Below are 17,916 nucleotides of genomic sequence, written 5' to 3' on the forward strand. Positions count from 1 at the left end.
ACTACTCTTCTGCTGAGCGGTAGCGAGTCTGTGCGAGCGAACAGATGCCGATGGCGACCAGCAGTGCCGCGAGGACGACGGTCGGCGTGAGGCCGAACGGCGCGTTACCGACCACGCTGACGGCGAAGAGTCCGGTGCCGGCGGCGGTGATGCCGCCGTACATCCGGGGCCACGGTGGCTGCGTCGACTGGTCGAGGTACGGTTCGAGCTGGTCGGCGTTCGCCGCGCGCACGACAGTACCCCTGTTCTGGTCGAAGTCGATGATGTCCATGTCGTCCATCTTCGGCAGGTGGCACTGGTACAGCCCGACGTAGACGCGCTTGCGCTGGCTCGACGATATCGCCGCGACCGTGGTGTCGTTCTCCAGGGCCGCGATGTGCTCGGCGAGTTCGCTCAGTGACGCCTCGCCGCCGTTTTCGTTCAGGTAGTGGAGCGTCTCGCGACGGCGACTGTTCTTCAGTATCTCGAAGACCTGGTCGAGTGGCAGCTGCCGCTCGACCGTCTCCGGTTCGCCGTCGCCCGGCTGATCGTCGCCGCCCGCGTCCGTGTCGCTCGGGGGAGACCCCTCGCGACTTGTTTCGTCACCGGCGGGACCGGACTCCGGTGATTGCGGTCCATCTTGGTACTGGCTCAACCCGACCGCGTCGGAAACGGTCAAAGCGAGCCGCCGCGTTACTCTCCTCTCGCCGCTGATTTTTGCTGACTTCATTCGAAACCCCCTCTCACGCTGTCTGGAACGGGAAGGCTCTCCAGCGACACAATTTTTGTTACTTTGGTATTTAATAATTGTTCCTCCGATTAATTTCAATTTTGAAACGTCCCCGAGAGCGTCCGAACGGGCCGAATGCAACCGAATCGTTCGTCGTGATGACAGGGAGACGAACAGTTTGGCCGGGTTCTCGAGGTACCGGCGAGGTCGACGTCGGCCCCGTCTCCGGCCCCACCACGCCGCCGAGAAAGCGCTCTCTGTCGTGGTGAATGGGATTGCATTATTCCGGGCCCGCCCTGCCCTGTGGTGTTCTGCGCGCTGTGCACGGGAACAGAAATCGTCTACTACCTCCTTTGTTATCCCGTGCCTGTGACCCGGTAGCAGCCGACTGTCGGGGTCAGCAGCGGTGAACCACAGCCGCCTGTGCGCCGGAGATGCGAGACAATCCCCGCGCCGTCCTGCGGTCCGTCGGCGGCAGTACACCTCGGCCAGTGCGCGTCAAGGGCTGGATTTGCCACCAAGGACGCCGCTCGCGGGTAACGTGACGGTAACAAAGAGGAACGCTAGTGAGGTTTCTTTCATCGTCGGACACACGAACAGCGCGGAAGCTACCGGAGTCCCGAACAATCTCATGGGATCAAGCGAACGGTCACTCTCACAAGACCTCGTCTACGACATCCTGAGCAGCCCGAGACGTCGGTACGTCCTCTACTACCTCCGTCAAGTGGACGAGCCGATCGAACTGACAGCACTCGCCGAGCAGGTCGCCGCGTGGGAGAACGAGACCGACCCGGACTCGCTCACCGATCAGGAGCGAAAGCGCGTCTACGTCTCCCTGTATCAGACGCACATCCCGAAGCTCGACGACGCAGGCATCGTCGACTACGACCAGGACGACGGGACGGTCACGCTCGCGCCGGGCGCGAGCGCTATCGACGAGTATCTCCAGAAATCCGAGACAGACACGCCCTGGCAACGTATCTACCTCGCAATCGCGGCCGCCGGCAGTCTCCTTCTCCTGCTCACCGTGTTCGACGTCAGCGTCTTCGGTGTCGTCGCCGACTCCGTCGCCGCGCTCGTCGTCGTGGTCGGGTTTCTCGTCGCCTCTGTCCTGCAGTACGTAGAATACCGCCAGCGGAAGGCCGAGACCCCTCCGGAGCTCCAGCGCAAGCGGTAGTCAGTTCCTCGCCCCGCCCTCGCCCTCCCGCAACGCGTGGAGCGTCGAGCACTCGATGCACGCGTGGACGGTGTTGTCGTTGTCGCCGAAGACGCGGGCGAACTGCTGTGTCACGTAGGTGTTGCAGTTGTTGCACTGGTTCGTCGCGTGCGAGGCCGACTCGCGGGTGTGGTCGTGGGTTGCCATCGGGTGCTTGCTCAAGCGAGTCGGGCTTTGTTATAGACTGATTACGTCCGCGAATCACTCGCTGAAACGGGGAAACAGCGCGACGGCCCGCCGGGGCGACAGGCCAGTGACGTCGACCCCGGTCGCGTCCGCTCTGCATCGGACGCGAACACGCAGACGGCTGCCGTCCGCTCCGCTCGGCATCGGACGGGACAGCTATGATATGGCCGTAGAAGATCCGCGCGTTCGCCGCGGGGTCAGTCGTCCAGGGTGGACTTCGGTAGCAGTTGCTCGGGCTCTCTCTCGTAGACAGGTGTCTGTGCGAACTCTGCCATCCGCTCCAGTTCGCTTTCGGACAGGTGTTCCGGCATCACACCCAACTGTTCCCTGAAAGCGGCATAGTAATTTATCTCCTATGCCCGGCGGCGACGGAGTAGCAACGTCGTACGTTCGTAAACGGTCGACGTAGGCTATCCCAGACTGGCGGCGACAGTCGTCGCTCGGAATTACGCCGATAGCGGTTTTTCCGGCCTAGGGAGGGCGGTAACTGGTGTATAACAATAACGAATTGGAGCCGTTGGCACTGCTATGACGAGAGGCCGGCAGGGGAAACAAGACATCGTCCTCCGCCCCCGGGACCGCCAGCTGTTGCAGGAGGTCGTCAGCCAGGGTGGAACCGACAGGCTGGCGCGGATTGCGCGGTCGCTGGCCGAGTCAGAGCCCGGGCGGGAAGCCGTCCCCGTCAGGACACAGCGGCTGTACACCTCGCTGTACCACGACCACCTGCGCAGGCTGGTCGATGCGGGGCTGGTCACCTACTCCGAGGAGAACGGCGAGATACAGCTGACGAGCCGCGGGCGGTCGCTGTGGACGGACGACGGGTAACGCGACGGCTCAGACGAGATTCTCTGCCTCGATAGTATCCCATACCTCCCGTCCGCGTTCCGTGAGTCCGTACACCCGCCCCTTCTTCCTGTCGTCGGAGACGAGCAGGTCCACCAGCGAGTGCTCGCGCAGTCCCTGGAGCGCACGCGAGACGTGGGCGATGCCGACGTCCGCGTCCGACGCGATCTGTGAGGGCGTTGCAGGGCCGACTGCGAGCCGGCGCAGGGCGACGATGCGGTACCGTGAGCTGATGACGAAACTGATGTCGTCCCAATCGTTGTTCATGTTTGGTGTGTGGGTGAGTGCCGGCGCGAGTCCCGCTCTCCGGACACGACCCCGGGCCATCTGCGTCCCGATAGTCGCGTCCACTCCCAACTTCCTCATCACTCGGGTACGCAATAGTCGTTCCGTCGTTTCAGCCTATTTTACGGATTAAGACAGGATTTCATGCAGTAAGCTTCCATTTAGAGCAGTTTCAGCGATTTATGTCGAGCACGTAGCTGGCCGCGCCGACAACCGAACGAGTGCGGGCGGTATTCGGACCTGCCTACGACGCTGTACACGACGAATAACAATGCCTGCCCCCCACGAACCCGGCTGTCGTGACTACGGCAGCACGGACCGCCGCCGCCGGACAGCGGCGGCCACGGCGACTGGCGTCGGGACTGACGCCAAATCGATACACACCGACGGGGACGCGGCGTCTCTCCAGCGAACCACCAGCCGGCCCGTCCTCGCGGGCACTCCTGGCGGGAGACGAGGCGGGCGGCTCCCGCCAGGCCGGGCCGAACGGACCCGACGATGGCTGAGGAACCGCAGGCGGCCGTCGGCGCGTTCGACACGGAGGAAGCGATGACAGAGGCAGTGCGGACGCTCGCGACCGGCACCGAGTCGGCCCTCGACGAGGTCGAGCACCTGCCCGCGGACGAGCTGTTCTCGGTGCTCTCGAATCCCGGACGGCGGTACGTCCTGACGTATCTCCTCCAGTGCGAGGGGGACGCGACCTGTGGCGAACTCGTCGACCACGTCGTCGCCGCCACCGACCGCGGCACGAGCGACAGCACGTTCCGCACGCGCGTGGCGACGGAGTTGACCCACGCACACCTGCCGAAACTCGGGGACGCGGGGCTGGTCGACTACGACGTGGAGCGCCAGGTCGTCTCGCCGACGGCGCGGACGCCGCTGGTCCGGCCGTACCTCCGCCTGGCGCTGGCCCAGGAGCGGCTCTGCGAGGATTCCCATGTGTAACTACATGAAGACGACGCGGCGTCCGACCGTCTCTAACGTGTGACTAAGCCGCTGAAACGCTTTTTCCGTTGGCGGCCCTCCCTTCCAGTGACAGCGGCACCCCGGTCGCGAGGAATCACCCACCCCACACAGTCTGCACCCTGTCACCCACCCCAACTGTGCTATCGACTCCCCGCCGGGACTTTCGCCGGTGCACACCACCGGCGCCCGCTGTCGACAGTCACCGGGGATTCCCCCGGTGTCACTTTGTTCCCAGGCTCAGCGAACGCGGAGCGACCGTGCAAGCCGCCCATAACAAAGGGTGACTCACCGCCAGTAGTGACAAGCGACACGCTCCGTGTCGTCCCGGTCACAATCATGACGAGCATCACTACGGGAACTGACTGTTTCATCGCGACGGACGCGACCGTCGGCGACGTCGAATCCCATGGCGGGGGCGAAACCGTCATCGGCAACAACGCGACAATCCGCTCCGGGACGGTCGTCTATCCCGGCGTCCGCATCGGCGACGACTTCAGAACCGGCCACGACGTGCTGGTCCGGTCGCACACGGACATCGGCGACGACGTCCTGGCGGGGTCCCGGGTCGTCATCGACGGCCAGGTCTCCATCGGCTCGCACGTCAGCCTCCAGACTGGCGCGTACCTCCCGCCGGAGACGACCGTCGGGGACAACGTCTTCCTCGGTCCCCACGCCGTCGTCACGAACGACGTCTACCCGATACGGTCAGAGAGCGACATCCGGGGGACCAGACTCGAAGACCACGTCTCCATCGGTGCGAACGCGACGGTGCTGCCGGGCCTGACAGTCGGCGAGGGCTCCTTCGTCGCCGCCGGTGCCGTGGTCACCGAGGACGTCCCGCCGGAGACACTCGCCGTGGGCGCGCCCGCGACCCACCGGCCGCTGCCGGCCGAACTCGACGGAGGGAACCACATCGCATGACGACCTTCGAACAGCAGCCGTCGGTCGCGATAGCGGACCCCTGGGTCGGCGACGAGGAGAAGGCCGCCGTCGAGCGCGTCCTCGACTCCGGCCAGCTGGCCCACGGCGACGAGGTGGCCGCCTTCGAGTCGGAGTTCGCCGACTACTGCGACTGCGAGCACGGCCTCGCCACGGCCAACGGGACGGCGGCGCTGCACGCCGCCCTCGAAGGGCTCGGCATCGGCCCGGGCGATACCGTGGTCACGACGCCATTTACCTTCATCGCGACGGCCAACGCCGTCCGCCTGGTCGGTGCCGAGCCGGTGTTCGCCGACACCGACCCCGAGACGTACAACATCGACCCCGAAGCGGTCCGGGCGCGGATTCGCGCCGCCGACGGCGACGTGGATGCCATCCTGGCGGTCCACCTCTACGGACACCCGGCCCCGCTCTCGGAACTCGCCGCCATCGCCGACGAGTACGACGCCGCGCTCGTCGAGGACTGCGCTCAGGCACACGGCGCGCGCCACGAGGGACGCCCGGTCGGGTCCGTCGGGGACGTGGGGTGTTTCTCCTTCTATCCCACGAAGAACATGACGACCGGCGAGGGCGGGATGGTCGTCACCGACCGTGACGACGTCCACGAGCGTGCCGGCCAGTTCGTCGACCACGGCCGGGACGGCCACTCCGGGCACGTGCGCGTTGGACACAACCTCCGGCTGCCGGACCTCGCGGCCGCCATCGGCCGGGTGCAGTTGCGCCGCCTGCCGGAGTTCGTCGAGAAGCGCCGCGAGAACGCCCGGCGACTCACCGAGGCTATCGAGGAGGCGGACATCGAGGCGCCGACCGAGCGGTCGGGCGTCCGCCACGCCTACCACCAGTACACGGTCCGCTCGGACCGGCGCGACGAGCTGGCCGACCGCCTCGCCGAGTTCGGCGTCGACACGGCGGTCTACTACCCGAAAGCGGTCCACAAAGAACCAGCCTACGACGAGTTCGACCCCGAGGCACCGGTCGCCGAACGCGCGGCAGAGACGGTCCTGTCGCTGCCTGTCCATCCGCGGCTCTCGCGGCGTGACGTCGACGCCATCGTCACCGCGCTCGGCTCGCTGACGGACGGTTTCTGACCGACGGACATCCGAACCCCGATGAAAACAGAGACACACCCCGATACGGAATCCGCGCCGTCGACGGACAGCCTCCGGACACTCCTCGTCGGCCTCGACGGCGTGTGCCGTGACGTGCTCGACGCCCGCGGGGACGGTGTGGTACCGACCCTCCGCGAGATACTGGACGAGGGGACTGCGGCCCCGCTGGAGTCCCAGATACCGCCCTGGACGCCGAGCGCCTGGCCCTCGCTGTACACCGGCGTCAATCCCGGAAAACACGGCGTCTACTCCTTCCTCCGGTTCGACGGCTACGACTGGGACGTCGTGAACGCGACGGACGTCGGCGAGTTCGCGCTCTGGGAACTCGTCGACCGGGCCGGAATGACGAGCGTCGTCGTCAACGTCCCCGTCACGCACCCGCCGCGCGAGTTCGACGGCGCGCTCGTCCCCGGCTACACCGCGCCGGAGGACCCCGAGTGCCACCCGCCGGGCCTGCTCGACGACCTGCGCGCCGAACTCGGCGAGTACCGGCTCTACGACGACGCCACGAGCGACGCGACCGGGGAGGCGGCCGTCGAGGGCTACCGGCAACTCACGGAGATGCGCGGCGCGGCCTTCCGGTACCTGGTCGACCGGTTCGAACCCGCCTTCGGCTTCCTGCAGTTCCAGCAGACCGACACCGTCTTCCACGAACACCCGGAGGAGGACGCCATCGTCGACGGCGTGTTCCGCGCGGTCGACCGCGAGGTTGGACGGACCCTGGCCGCCTGCGACCCCGACGTCGTCGTGCTCGCGAGCGACCACGGCATCGGGCCCTACGGCGGCCACGAGTTCCGGGTGAACTCGTTCCTGCGTGACCACGGGGCCGTCGAGACGGTGGCCGGCGAAGGCGGCATGCCGTCCTGGGACAGCATCGCGCGGAACCGGCTCCGCGGCGACGAGGAGACCGGCGGCGGGAGCGCCCTGTTCGCACGGCTGACACGGGCCGCCGCGCGGGCGGGCGTCACCAGCCAGCGCATCGCGACCGTCGTCCGTCGCCTCGGCATCGAGGACCTGGTGGTCAGCATCGCGCCCGTCGACGCCATCCGGGCGGGGACCGAGCGCGTGGACTTCGCCGCGTCCACGGCGTACCTCCGTGACCGGGTCGAACTCGGCGTCCGTCTCAACGTTGCAGGACGCGAACCCGACGGCGTCGTGTCCGAAGCGGAGTACGAGGCGAACCGGGACGAGCTAATCGCGGCCCTGTCGGCCGTGGAGACGCCCGACGACACGCCCGTCTTCAGCGACGTACTCCGGCGCGAAGAGCTCTACCACGGCCCCTACGTCGAGGATGCGCCCGATATCGTCGTCGTCCCCGCGGCGTTCGACCAGTACATCTCCGCGTCGGTCCGGGCCGAGCAGTTCGGTCCGCCGTCGGAACCCTGGAACCACAAACTGGACGGCATCGTCGCCGTCGCGGGCGACGTGGACACCGAAGCCGACCTCACCGGCGCGCACATCTTCGACGTCGCCCCCACGGTGCTGGCGACGCTCGGCGTGCCCGTCTCGGACCGGATGGACGGCGACCCGCTGCCGGTCGTGACGGACCACGACACCGCCACCTACGAGGCCTACGAGAGTCGCGCAGTCGAGGAATCGCGCCCGGACGTCGAGCAACGACTGGCGGAGATGGGGTACCTGGAACGATGAGCATCGACGTCGACGTCGCCGACGAGAGTGAGTGGAACGACATCGTCGAGCGCCTCGACGGGGCGACGCCGTTCCACCGCTACGGCGCGCTCGCGGTCACCGCCGACCACTCCGGGCGCGAACTGGTCCCCTACGTCGGCTACAAGGGCCAGGAACCCGTCGGGCTGTTCCCGCTGTTCGAGGGGTCGAGGGGACCAGTCCGGACCGTCTTCTCGCCGCCGCCCGAACTCGAAGTGAACTACCTCGGCCCCGTCGCCAACGACGGCCACGGCGCGAAACAGCGCAAGGCCGAGCGTCGCCACCGGCGATTCGTCGAGGCAGTGATGGAGACGGTCGGCGAGAACGGCGACCCCGACTACACACACGTCCGGACCGGCGTCGACTACCCGGACCCGCGCCCGTTCATCTGGAACGGCTTCGACGCGACGCCGCGGTTCACCTACGTCGTCGACGTCGGGCGAGACACCGACGACCTGTTCATGTCCTTCAGCAGTGACGTCCGCAGCAACGTCAGGCGCGCACGCGAGGACCTCCAGTTCGACATCGAGGAGGGCGACGCCGGGGACGCAGAGCGCATCATCCGCCACGTCCGGGAGCGCCACGACGAACAGGACGTCCCCTACAACGTCCCGCCGGCGTACGCGGGTGACCTCCACCGCAGGCTGCCGGACGGCACCGTCCGGCCGTACACGCTGACAAGCGGCGGCGAGTTCGTCGGCGGCCTGCTCACGCTCGAAGACGACGCGACCCTGTACACCTGGCAACGGGTCGCCGACCTCGACAGCGACGTCCCCGCCTCGGACCTGCTCGACTGGGAGGCGATACGGCAGGCGGCCGACCGCGGCCTTGAACGCGTCGACCTCGTCGGGGCGAACAACCCCCGGCTCTGTGGCTACAAGGCGAAGTTCAACCCCGAAGTCCGCACGCACTACAGCCTGGAGCGGAGCTCGCGGATGGCGGACGTCCTGAAGTGGCTGTACCTGCGCTTCCGGTGACGACCGCGTTCACTTCGAGATGACGTGACGAACACCGCGGAGGAACGGGCGGGGGTCGTCCAGGCGGAGCGTGTCGAAGTGCGGGTCCGTCAGACACGAGCGGGCGACGTCGACGGTGGCGCGGGACAGCGACGGCGTCTCGTAGAAGGGTGACCCGTCGGCGCGGATGCTCTGGAGGTAGCCCAGTTCCCCGTGCAGCAGGTGGGTCCGGACACCGACCTGGTATTCCGGGTCGATGTCGTCGGCGCGGCCGGTCGCGGCCTGCCAGTAGTACCACGGGAAGTCAGCGCCGGCGCGGACCGCACAGGGGAGCGACTGCCAGAGCCGGGGATTTATCTCCGCCAGCTTGTACTCGCCGGTCGTCTCGTCTTTCATGTACTCGATGCAGGCGAGACCGTGCCAGTCGAGGTGGTCCAGCAGCGCGCGTCCGACGGCCTCCAGTTCGGGGTCGTCGATTGACTCCCGGTAGACGCCGCCGCCACCGGTGTAGGAGTCCCCCCGGAGCTGGCGGTGCTGGAACGTCGCCAGTGGCTCGCCGTGGTCGTACAGCGCGCCGAAGACGTACTGTCCGGACGAGGCGACGAACTCCTGGACGATTGGGTCGTGGCCCATCCGGTCGCGGACCGCCTCGACGTCGATCGTCTCGCTGGACGGGACGTGCTCGACGGACTTGACAGTCTCCGCGTCCTCGGGCGCACGCTCCGGGCAGTACGTCGACGTGAGCAGGTTGTACCGCGACTTGACGATGCGCGGGGTCGGCCAGTCCGCCCCATCGGCGAGTCGTCTGGTCTCGGGTATCGGCACGCCGGCGTCTGCCGCCGCCTCGAACAGTTGCACCCGGTCGAAGACGGTATCGAGCGTGTCTGCGGGGGGAGTCACGAGCGAGACGTGCCGGTCGAAGCTGGCCGCGTCCCGCGCGAAGACGTACGGGTCGAACGGCCGCAACGGGAGGATTGTCCGGACCGAGGGCCGGCGAGCGAGCGAGAGCAACGCGTCGCGGTATGCCACGAGGTCGTCGTCGGGGTCGGGGACGTCGACCGCCTCGTCGCAGTAGCGTGAGGCTGCGGCCGGCACGTCGTCGTAGTGGGACGCGACGATTGTGCGGACGCCGCGGCGAGCCAGCGAGCGCACCGCCGAGTAACTGCCGGGGTCGTACCCCGTCGGAATCACGACAGTATCGGTTCCACCCCGAGTCTCTGTCATGCCCACCGGTTCGCAGTACATCGTCATTAGTAGTCAGCGCGTACCGACGGTGTGCAGTGCGGACGCACCGGACCGAGCGGGCGGTCCTGCTCCGACTGACCCTGCCGTAACCGGTTGATAACTATACCGCGGCGTGTGGTTCGGCAAGCCGATGGTGTCCCTCCCGACCGGCGAGAGCGTCCTGTCGAGCGTCGAGACGCGTCTCCGGGCGGTCGGCGGCTCGCTCGCCGGTACCCACCCGGCCACGCGACGGCTGGCGATGGCGCTGTGGAGCCAGTACGTCAGGCTCTACCCGGAGGTCGCAAACGGCGTCCTCGCGACACGCGTGGGTCGTCAGGCCACCGTCGAGCCGTTCCGCGTGGTCGAGATCGACCCCGCGCGAATCGAGTTCATGGTCGAGTCCAGCGCCCTCCCGCGGCAGGCCCGCTCGGACGACGTCTTCCCCGAGTCGAAGTTCAAGTACGCGGGGGCGGTCCTCGGCGGCGACTGGGACCGCTCGTGCGAGCGCTTCGAGGACTCGGAGCTGTATCGCTCCTTCCGCGCGCACTTCCGGGACGGCGTAGACTGGGCGGCGACGCCGTTCTACGAGACCGTCGTCGACCACATCGAGGCGGGCACGACGATGTGGGGCTGCCGGACCGCCGGCGAGTTCCGGGAGCGCTGTCGCGACCTCGACCGGCTCTACGACGCCATCGCGTCCCACGGGTTTCGCTCCCAGCGGGAACTCGCGACATCGGAGATACCGGACCCGGTCGACGGCGACAGCCCGCCCCGCCCTCACAGGGTGCGTCTCGTCAACGACGAACTGGCGGTCTGCATCGGCCGCGACGGCGACTTCCTGTTTCTGGACGGGCGCGACCGGCTGGCGATTGCGAAACTCCTCGACGTCGAGACGGTGCCGGCCTGGGTGGTCGTCCGCCACCGGGAGTGGCAGCGACTCAGGACGGCCGTCGCGAGGCGGCCGTGGCTCGCCGGACAGCTCCAGGCAGACCTCCGGGACCATCCGGACGTAGACTCCGACGGTTCCGCCGCCGTGGCCGGTAGGCCCTGAATTACAATCAGTGGGATATCCGTCTCAACCGACGATGGGACAGCTTACACTGGCTGAGGGCGGCCGCGCGAGCACGGACGGATGAGTTACGACTTCGACGAGTCGCTGCTCCTGGCGGCGCTGCGCCCGCTCATCGCACCCTGCGGGGACCTGCTCCTGGGCATCCTCCTCACCGTCGTCGCGGTGGTCGGGATGGTGACCACCGGTGGGGCCATCCGGGCGGCACTCGGCCTCCCGCTGGTCCTGTTGCTCCCGGGGTACGCCGTCGTCTCGGTGCTCTTTCCGGGACGGCCGGGCCGCGACGCCAGGCTGGCTCCCGGCCTCGGCACCCGCCTCGCGCTCGCTGTGGGCATCAGCGTCTCGGTGTCGGTGCTGGTCGGCTTCGTGCTGGGTGCCGTCGGCCTCCCGCTGTCGACGCTGTCGGTCGCTGGCAGCCTCACAGTGGTCTCGCTCCTCGGACTGACCGGCGCCGTGTGGCGGCGGCTGCAACTCCCCGCCGAACGGCGGTTCGGCCTCCCGTTCCGGGAGTGGGCGGCGAGCGCCTGGCGGGGCGTCGCTCGGCAGGACTCCGCGCTGGACGGCGTCTTGAACGTCGCGCTCGTCCTGGCCGTGCTGGTCGGTGTCTCGACGCTCGGGTACGCGCTGGTGGTACCGGCACACTCTGCCTCGTTTTCCAGTTTCGCCGTCCTCTCGGCGAACGGGTCGGACGACCCGGTGGCCGGCAACTACTCGACGAACCTCACGCAGGGCGCGCCACAGGAGTTCCTGCTGTCGGTCGAGAACCACGAAGGCGAGCGCACCGAGTACGCCGTCGTCTCGGAACTCCAGCGGGTGAACACGACGACGGACACCGTGACCGAGCGGGCCGAACTCGACCGGCGGACCGGCGTCGCCCAGGCGGGCGAGACGTGGGAGGAAGCGGTCTCGGTCACGCCGTCGCTGTCAGGCGACCGGCTCAGAATCGCGTTCTACCTCTACACCGGCGACGCACCGGCACAGGTCGACAGCCGCTCGGCCGACGAACACCTCTACCTCTGGGTGACAGTGACACCGGGATGACGGCGCTGGTCGTCGCGGTCCTGTTCGCGCTCTGGGCCGGCTCGGCGTTGCTTGTCTGGGCACTGCTGTACGCGATGGGCGAGTCCGAAAAGCGCCGCGGGTCGTCGCGAGCAGAGGAACCCGAGAAGTAGTGGGACTCGGCTCGGGAAACCGCTCCATAACAAAGAGTCGAGCCGGCGAGCGTCGGGACGATGACGCTCAGCGCTGCGGTCGTCGGTGGCGGCGTCGTCTCGGACCGCCACCTCTCGGGACTCGCACAGAATCCGCTCGTCGAACTCGTCGCCGTTTGTGACATCGACGAACAGCGAGCGCGCGAACAGGCCAAGAAGTACGGCATCAAGGCGTACTTCGACATGGCGGAGCTACTGGAGGGGGAGTCGCTTGACTGGATACACCTGTGTACGCCGGTCCAGACCCACCGCGACCTGGCACTCCAGGCAATCGAGGCCGGCGTCGACGTCCAGATAGAGAAGCCGGCGACGCTCGCCGTCGAGGAGATGAAGGAGATCGCCGCCGCCGCCGACGAACACGACGTGACGGTGACCGTCGTCCGGAACCACCTCTTCGACGTGGTGACGGTCGACGCCCGGGAACGGATCGAGTCCGGCGAACTCGGCCGGATTCGCGGGGTCGACGTGGTCGCCGCCGGCAAGACCTTGCCCGACGACCAGAACCGCGGCTCCTGGGCCTTCGACCTCCCCGGCGGCGAGTTCGAGGAGGGCATCCCCCACCAGATATACCTCGCGCTCGCGCTGGGCGGGTACCCCCGCGACGAGGATGCCGTCCACGCGACGACCGCTCTCGCGGGGGAGTACGACGGGGGATTCACCTACGACGGGCTCCAGCTCCAGTGGGCGACCGACGAGGAGGTACTCTGTTCGGTGAAACTGCTCGCCGGGGGCGTCCCCCAGCGGGTCCTGCTCGTCCACGGCGAGGAGCGGTCGCTGGCGGTCGACCTGCTCTCGCAGACGACCATCACGCTGGACCGCGACTACGGCGCGTCGCCGGTGGCACGGGCGATGAGCAACGTCGACCACGTCCTCGGGCGAGTGGGCGGGTCGCTGCGCAACGCCGCCGGCATGGCAAAGCGCCGCTTCGGTGACGACCTGGAGACGGAACTGAAGTGGAACGCGCACTACCGACAGTTCGACGAGGAGGCCCGCGCGCTGCTCGCCGACGAGGAGCCCACCGTCTCGCTGGATGAGGTCACCTGGACCGTGCGGCTGATGGAACTGGTCCGCGAGGACGCCGAGCGGCGGGAGGCAACGGGCGAGCGCGACACAGCAGAGAGCGCGGAGGCGGAGGACGACCAGCACGCCACCGGAGCGGTCGCCGAGGACGACTAGAGGAGCGCCCGCGGGTCTCGGGAGTCACAGCAGCGCCGAGACCTGTTCGACGTCGACGAGGCCGCTCGCCAGCGAGAGCACGGCCCAGACGCCGCCACCCAGCAGGATGACGCCGGCGAGCGTGAACGGCCCGGAGATGTACGGGAGCGCGAGGACGACGGCGACACCCATCGCGGCCGTGATGAGAGTTACGCCAGCCCCGACGCGGGCAAGCGCGCCGAGGCGCAGCGAAAAGGCGCGGTGGATGTAGTAGACGTTCCCGAGCGTGTAGACGGTGTAAGTGGCGACAGTGGCGACGGCGGCACCCACGACGCCGAAGACGGGGATGAGCAGCAGGTTGAGCAGGAAATTCGCGCCGGCGGTCCCGGATTTCATCAGCGCCCGCTCGCGCGCCCGGCCGAGGTAGTCGAGGCCGTCGCTGGTTATCTTGTTGACGCTGTTGACGAGCACGAACCCGCTCATCACCTGGACGACGGGGACGGCCCCGGCGTAGTCCCGGCCGAAAATCAGCGGGATGGCCGGATCCGCGACGAGGACCAGGCCGACGCAGGCCGGCAGGTAGAACAGCATGACGTACCGCAGCGCCCGCTCGTAGAGCCTGGCTGCCCGGTCGGTCCGGTCCATCGCCGACCGGGTGCCGAGTTCGGGTGAGACGGTGTAGCCAAGCGAACTCGCCGGGACCGACGTTATCTCCGAGACCTGCTTGGCGACGACGTAGTAGCCCACCGCCACCGGGTTCAGGAGCGCGCCGACGAGGATGATGTCGACGCGCTTGTCGAGGACACCCGCGCCCTTCGTCAGCGTCAGCGGGAGGCTGTACTCCACGAGGCGGCGAGTCAGCCCGGACTCCATCTCCGGGGCTTCCTCGTAGTCGGCGTAGTGGTGGCGATACAGCAGAACGAGGCCGACGACGGCGGCGAGGCCGAAGCCGGCGACGTAGCCGACGAACGCCCCGACGGCCTCGAACCCGGCGAGCACGAGCGCGACGACGAACACCAGCCGACCGATACCCGAAAGCGCGTTCAGGCTGGCGCTCCACCTGATGCGGTTGAACCCCTGGAACAGCGACAGCAAGAGGCTGTGCAGCGCGTATCCGGCGACGTAGAGCGGGCCGAGGAGCAGGAAGGGAGCGACCTCCGGCGAGTCCAGCAGGGCGGCAATCCGCTCGTGTCCGAGGAACAGCACGAGACCGACCAGTCCCACCAGCAGACCCATCGCGAGCATCGTCCGGCGGAGGATGTGCGGGACCTGGGCCGGGTCCTGCTCCGTGTACTCGTTGACGTACCGGGCGGCGGACTTCGGGATGCCGAGAATCGCGAAGATGCTCCCGACGGTGAGCACGGAGATGGCGAAGTACAGCGTTCCGAAATCGGTCGGCGAGAGGAGTTCCCGCGTCAGGAGCAGTATCAACAGCCCGTTGGCGACGAGGTAGACGGTGTTGCCGCCGAGCGCCGCCGACGCCCGGCCGACGATACCCGCGTCCCGCGCCGACTCCTCGTCACTCATCGCCGATGTAGTACAGTTCGAAGCCGCCGGTGCTCTGGACGCGATGGATGCCGGGCGTCGTCTGGAGGGCACGGAAGCCGTCGCTGCCGTACCGGAAGCCGCGATACAGCGAGAGTTCGCGGGGCTGGTCGGGCGGCCGGAGCGGGACGTAGGTCCCGTCGTCGTACGCGCCGGTCAGGTTGGTCCACGCGGTGAACGGAATCGCCTCGCCCGGGAACGCAAGCGCGGTCGACGACTCCGGGCCGTAGATGGCGTCGGCGAACCGGTCACCGCCGCCCCGGGGGCCGGCGAACGTGGCGTCCGGTACCTGGTGTTCGATCGCGACCTCGTAGCCCGTCATCTCGCTGTCGGTGACCTGCGGGTTGTCCTGGAATATCCACGGCGAGGGATGCAGCGAGAAGACCGCGAGCGGGAGCAAGAGAGCGAACAGGACCGCCAGGAGTCGGCGGCGGCCGGTGGTCGTGAGCCGCGAGCGAAGTGCGGGGACGCCGCTGGCGAGCGCGGCCGCGCCGACGAGCGTCACCGGGAGCATCAGGAAGCCGACGAACCGGAAGTAGTGGTCGCCGAAGTCGCCGACGAAGACGACGGCCGTGATGGCCGCCAGCGGGACGAACGCGGCCGTGAGGTACTTGTTCAGGGCGTTGTGGTCCGGGAAGACGTCGTCGAAGCGCCCGAGCGGACTGCCGAGCATGACGATGCCGGCGACGGCGGAGAACACCGCCGCGGCGAGGAAGAGTTTGAGGAACAGCCCCCCGAGACTGGCACCGATGTCGGTCAGCGAGGCCGAGCGACCGGCGACAGTGCCGCCCGCGCTGGTCGCGCTGCCGCCGACGACGAAGTCGTAGGCGGCTTCGAGACGACTGGTCACGCGCGGCCGGCCGCCCGCCCAGGCAGTCCACAGCGCACCGAGAAAGAGCGTCTCGAACAGCAGTGGCCGGTGCTGGGCGATCGGATGCGTCGAACTGAACAGCCGGAAGACAATCTGGACCCCAAGAATCGCGCCGAAGAGCACCAGCAGGCTCAGCGTCTCCTGAGAGTGGACGAACAGCATCGTCGGCGCGACGACGGCGAAGGCGAGTCCGAGTCTGCTCGGTCGGAGGCGGCCACGGGTGGGCAGCCGGACCCCGACCAGCGCGATGAAGAGCAGGAACGGCGCGAACAGAATCGCCTCCGAGGAGGGGTGTGCGACGACGTGCGTGCCGACGGCGTTGATCGGCAGGAGGAGGAGGGCGGCGAACAGCCCCACCACGAGCGCCCCGGGGGCGTCGGTCATCTCCCGGACGCACAGCGGGACGAACAGGAAGAAGAGGCCGAAGAAGACCACGACAGTCAGCAACAGCGACCTGGTGAGTGCCAGCCCCGTCACCGCGTTGAGCGCGACGGAGAACAGGTGGACGCCGGGGTAGAGGAGGTCCTGGGGCTGGAGGGTCCCGCCGACGAGCGAGCGGGCGAAGCCGAGGTGGGTCAGCGCGTCCCCCTGACCGTAGAAGTGATAGCCGCGGACGACGGGGAGCGCGACCACGGCGATGCCGGCGCTCCCCCCGAGAACGGCGGCAGTCAGCCGGCCCCGGCCGGAGTCGCTGGAGAGGCCGACGACGAGGGCGGCGAGGAAGGCCACGGCGACGCCACCCCAGAACAGGAGCGGCGTCGCGCGGTAGAGAGAGAGTTCGTAGCCCGCCGCCGGCGCGTCCAGTGCGGTGCGGACGCCGCCCGCGAGCCCGAGGAAGCCGACGACGAGCAACAGCTTCCAGCGCCGGTCCAGCCGGCCGCGAGTCGCAGTGTAGTGTGAGGCCATGGTGTCCCGGAGAGTGAGTGTGCCGACACTGGCCGCGGTGACCGTTTTGTTATTGAGCGGTGAACCTGCGGTAGCCGGGCCTTACCGGCCGACGGTGACCGGTTGCGAGACGTCCGCCGACCCGTCCTCGACGACTCGCCGGTAGATGCCCTCCAGTTGCTCGCCCATCCGTTCGAGGCTGACCTCGCGGGCGCGCTGGCGGCCGTTCGAGCGCCGCCCGGCCCGCAGGACCCGCAGCAACCCGTCTACGAGGGCCTCGTCGGTCCGCGCGACCGTCGAGAGGTCCACTCCGGCCAGCCGTTCCCCGACGTCGCCGACGTCCGTGGAGACGACCGGGAGGTTACAGGCCAGCGCCTCCTTCACGGAGTTCGGCGACCCCTCGCGTCGCGAGGTCAGCAGGAGGGCGTCAGCGGCGTTGTAGTAGGCCGGCATCCCGCGGTGCGGGACGCCGAAGAGGGTGTGGAGTTCGAGACGCCCGGAGAACTGCTCGCGGACGGCCTCGACGACGCGCTCGGCGCGCGGATAGTTCTTGACCTCCCGGGTCTCCGGGTACGGGAAGAGGACGTGGTGGGCGTCGTGGCGCCAGCCGACGCGCTCGCGGGCGTCGCGCTGTGGTTCCGGGGCGAACCGCTCCAGGTCGACGCCGTGGGGCACCACGTAGGTGTCGCAGTCGAGTTCGGCCGCCATCTCCGGGCTCATCACGACGACGGCGTCGGCGAACTTCGCGCACCACTTGCTGAGCCAGCCGTACTCGCCCATGAGGTCCGACCCCCACAGCGAGAGCACGACCGGCAGGTTCGGCTGTGCCAGCGCCGCCGGCGCGGTCAGCCCGTAGTTCGCGTGCAGCAGGTCGTAGTCGCCGAACGACGACGTGAGCACGGGCGGGTAGAACCGGAGGTAATCCAGCACGGACCGTGAACTGGACTCGTCGTCGGTCCGGACACGGGTTCCCGGGACCGAGACGGTCCTGGACTCGATGCCACGGGATTCCAGCGTCTCCACCTGCTGTTTGAAGAACCGGGACTCCTCGTTCGTGACGAGGTTGAGAACGCGCACCG

The 17,916-nt window shown here is 68.2% G+C and carries 19 protein-coding genes; 12 read left to right on the forward strand and 7 right to left on the reverse strand.

Annotation, left to right across the window (positions count from 1 at the left end; all coding sequences use genetic code 11):
- Position 1 precedes the first annotated feature (1 nt).
- Entirely contained in the window at positions 2 to 709 is a 708-nt protein-coding gene (locus tag WDJ57_RS03110) for a DUF7344 domain-containing protein (protein ID WP_338903828.1), read from the reverse strand.
- Between the two features lie 631 nt (positions 710 to 1,340).
- Between WDJ57_RS03110 and WDJ57_RS03115 the strand changes: the two genes are divergently transcribed.
- Positions 1,341 to 1,886: a DUF7344 domain-containing protein gene (locus tag WDJ57_RS03115; protein ID WP_338903830.1), complete on the forward strand. Its 546-nt coding sequence runs from the start codon at positions 1,341 to 1,343 to the stop codon at positions 1,884 to 1,886.
- Here the strand turns inward: WDJ57_RS03115 and WDJ57_RS03120 are convergent, their stop codons facing one another.
- Positions 1,887 to 2,072: a DUF7563 family protein gene (locus WDJ57_RS03120; protein WP_338903832.1), complete on the reverse strand. Its 186-nt coding sequence runs from the start codon at positions 2,070 to 2,072 to the stop codon at positions 1,887 to 1,889.
- Between the two features lie 567 nt (positions 2,073 to 2,639).
- Between WDJ57_RS03120 and WDJ57_RS03125 the strand changes: the two genes are divergently transcribed.
- A complete protein-coding gene (locus WDJ57_RS03125) occupies positions 2,640 to 2,936 on the forward strand; it encodes a DUF7344 domain-containing protein (protein WP_338903834.1) in 297 nt (98 codons plus the stop codon).
- Positions 2,937 to 2,945: 9 nt separating this feature from the next.
- Here the strand turns inward: WDJ57_RS03125 and WDJ57_RS03130 are convergent, their stop codons facing one another.
- Positions 2,946 to 3,221, reverse strand: coding sequence for a winged helix-turn-helix domain-containing protein (locus WDJ57_RS03130; RefSeq protein ID WP_338903836.1), 276 nt, complete (start codon positions 3,219 to 3,221; stop codon positions 2,946 to 2,948).
- A 317-nt stretch (positions 3,222 to 3,538) separates the two neighbouring features.
- Between WDJ57_RS03130 and WDJ57_RS03135 the strand changes: the two genes are divergently transcribed.
- The 6 genes from WDJ57_RS03135 to WDJ57_RS03160 all read left to right on the forward strand — a co-directional run bounded on the left by WDJ57_RS03135 (position 3,539) and on the right by WDJ57_RS03160 (position 8,898).
- A complete protein-coding gene (locus tag WDJ57_RS03135; RefSeq protein ID WP_338903838.1) occupies positions 3,539 to 3,745 on the forward strand; it encodes a hypothetical protein in 207 nt (68 codons plus the stop codon).
- Positions 3,738 to 4,184 carry a DUF7344 domain-containing protein gene (locus WDJ57_RS03140; RefSeq protein ID WP_338903839.1) on the forward strand — a complete coding sequence of 149 codons (447 nt, stop codon included), beginning with the start codon at positions 3,738 to 3,740 and terminating at the stop codon, positions 4,182 to 4,184. The genes WDJ57_RS03135 and WDJ57_RS03140 overlap by 8 nt, the downstream gene beginning before the upstream one ends.
- A 357-nt stretch (positions 4,185 to 4,541) precedes the next feature.
- Positions 4,542 to 5,126 (forward strand): acyltransferase, encoded by a 585-nt coding sequence (locus WDJ57_RS03145; protein WP_338903841.1) that lies wholly within the window; start codon positions 4,542 to 4,544, stop codon positions 5,124 to 5,126.
- Positions 5,123 to 6,232: a DegT/DnrJ/EryC1/StrS family aminotransferase gene (locus tag WDJ57_RS03150; RefSeq protein ID WP_338903843.1), complete on the forward strand. Its 1,110-nt coding sequence runs from the start codon at positions 5,123 to 5,125 to the stop codon at positions 6,230 to 6,232. Before WDJ57_RS03145 ends, WDJ57_RS03150 begins: the two co-directional genes overlap by 4 nt.
- 21 nt (positions 6,233 to 6,253) lie before the next feature.
- Positions 6,254 to 7,903 (forward strand): alkaline phosphatase family protein, encoded by a 1,650-nt coding sequence (locus WDJ57_RS03155; RefSeq protein ID WP_338903845.1) that lies wholly within the window; start codon positions 6,254 to 6,256, stop codon positions 7,901 to 7,903.
- Positions 7,900 to 8,898 (forward strand): GNAT family N-acetyltransferase, encoded by a 999-nt coding sequence (locus WDJ57_RS03160; RefSeq protein WP_338903847.1) that lies wholly within the window; start codon positions 7,900 to 7,902, stop codon positions 8,896 to 8,898. Before WDJ57_RS03155 ends, WDJ57_RS03160 begins: the two co-directional genes overlap by 4 nt.
- Before the next feature lie 9 nt (positions 8,899 to 8,907).
- Here WDJ57_RS03160 and WDJ57_RS03165 read toward each other — a convergent pair whose 3' ends face one another.
- Positions 8,908 to 10,101, reverse strand: a complete 1,194-nt coding sequence (locus WDJ57_RS03165) for a carboxylate--amine ligase (protein WP_338903848.1) — start codon at positions 10,099 to 10,101, stop codon at positions 8,908 to 8,910.
- Between the two features lie 151 nt (positions 10,102 to 10,252).
- Here WDJ57_RS03165 and WDJ57_RS03170 point away from each other — a divergent pair, with 151 nt between their 5' ends.
- The 4 genes from WDJ57_RS03170 (at position 10,253) to WDJ57_RS03185 (ending at position 13,557) form a co-directional block, all read left to right on the forward strand.
- On the forward strand, positions 10,253 to 11,152 hold the full coding sequence (locus tag WDJ57_RS03170; protein ID WP_338903850.1) for a hypothetical protein: 900 nt from the start codon (positions 10,253 to 10,255) through the stop codon (positions 11,150 to 11,152).
- 81 nt (positions 11,153 to 11,233) lie between these two features.
- Positions 11,234 to 12,211, forward strand: a complete 978-nt coding sequence (locus WDJ57_RS03175; protein WP_338903852.1) for a DUF1616 domain-containing protein — start codon at positions 11,234 to 11,236, stop codon at positions 12,209 to 12,211.
- Positions 12,208 to 12,342 (forward strand): hypothetical protein, encoded by a 135-nt coding sequence (locus tag WDJ57_RS03180; RefSeq protein WP_338903854.1) that lies wholly within the window; start codon positions 12,208 to 12,210, stop codon positions 12,340 to 12,342. Before WDJ57_RS03175 ends, WDJ57_RS03180 begins: the two co-directional genes overlap by 4 nt.
- Before the next feature lie 60 nt (positions 12,343 to 12,402).
- Positions 12,403 to 13,557: a Gfo/Idh/MocA family protein gene (locus WDJ57_RS03185; protein ID WP_338903856.1), complete on the forward strand. Its 1,155-nt coding sequence runs from the start codon at positions 12,403 to 12,405 to the stop codon at positions 13,555 to 13,557.
- A gap of 24 nt (positions 13,558 to 13,581) precedes the next feature.
- Here WDJ57_RS03185 and WDJ57_RS03190 read toward each other — a convergent pair whose 3' ends face one another.
- From WDJ57_RS03190 to WDJ57_RS03200, 3 genes are all read right to left on the reverse strand, one after another.
- Positions 13,582 to 15,063: an oligosaccharide flippase family protein gene (locus WDJ57_RS03190; RefSeq protein WP_338903858.1), complete on the reverse strand. Its 1,482-nt coding sequence runs from the start codon at positions 15,061 to 15,063 to the stop codon at positions 13,582 to 13,584.
- Positions 15,056 to 16,858 carry a hypothetical protein gene (locus WDJ57_RS03195; RefSeq protein ID WP_338903860.1) on the reverse strand — a complete coding sequence of 601 codons (1,803 nt, stop codon included), beginning with the start codon at positions 16,856 to 16,858 and terminating at the stop codon, positions 15,056 to 15,058. The genes WDJ57_RS03190 and WDJ57_RS03195 overlap by 8 nt, the downstream gene beginning before the upstream one ends.
- A gap of 81 nt (positions 16,859 to 16,939) precedes the next feature.
- Positions 16,940 to 17,914 carry a glycosyltransferase family 4 protein gene (locus tag WDJ57_RS03200; protein WP_338903862.1) on the reverse strand — a complete coding sequence of 325 codons (975 nt, stop codon included), beginning with the start codon at positions 17,912 to 17,914 and terminating at the stop codon, positions 16,940 to 16,942.
- Positions 17,915 to 17,916: the final 2 nt, after the last annotated feature.

It is taken from the genome of Salinibaculum sp. SYNS191, from assembly GCF_037338445.1.
Classification (GTDB): domain Archaea; phylum Halobacteriota; class Halobacteria; order Halobacteriales; family Haloarculaceae; genus Salinibaculum; species Salinibaculum marinum.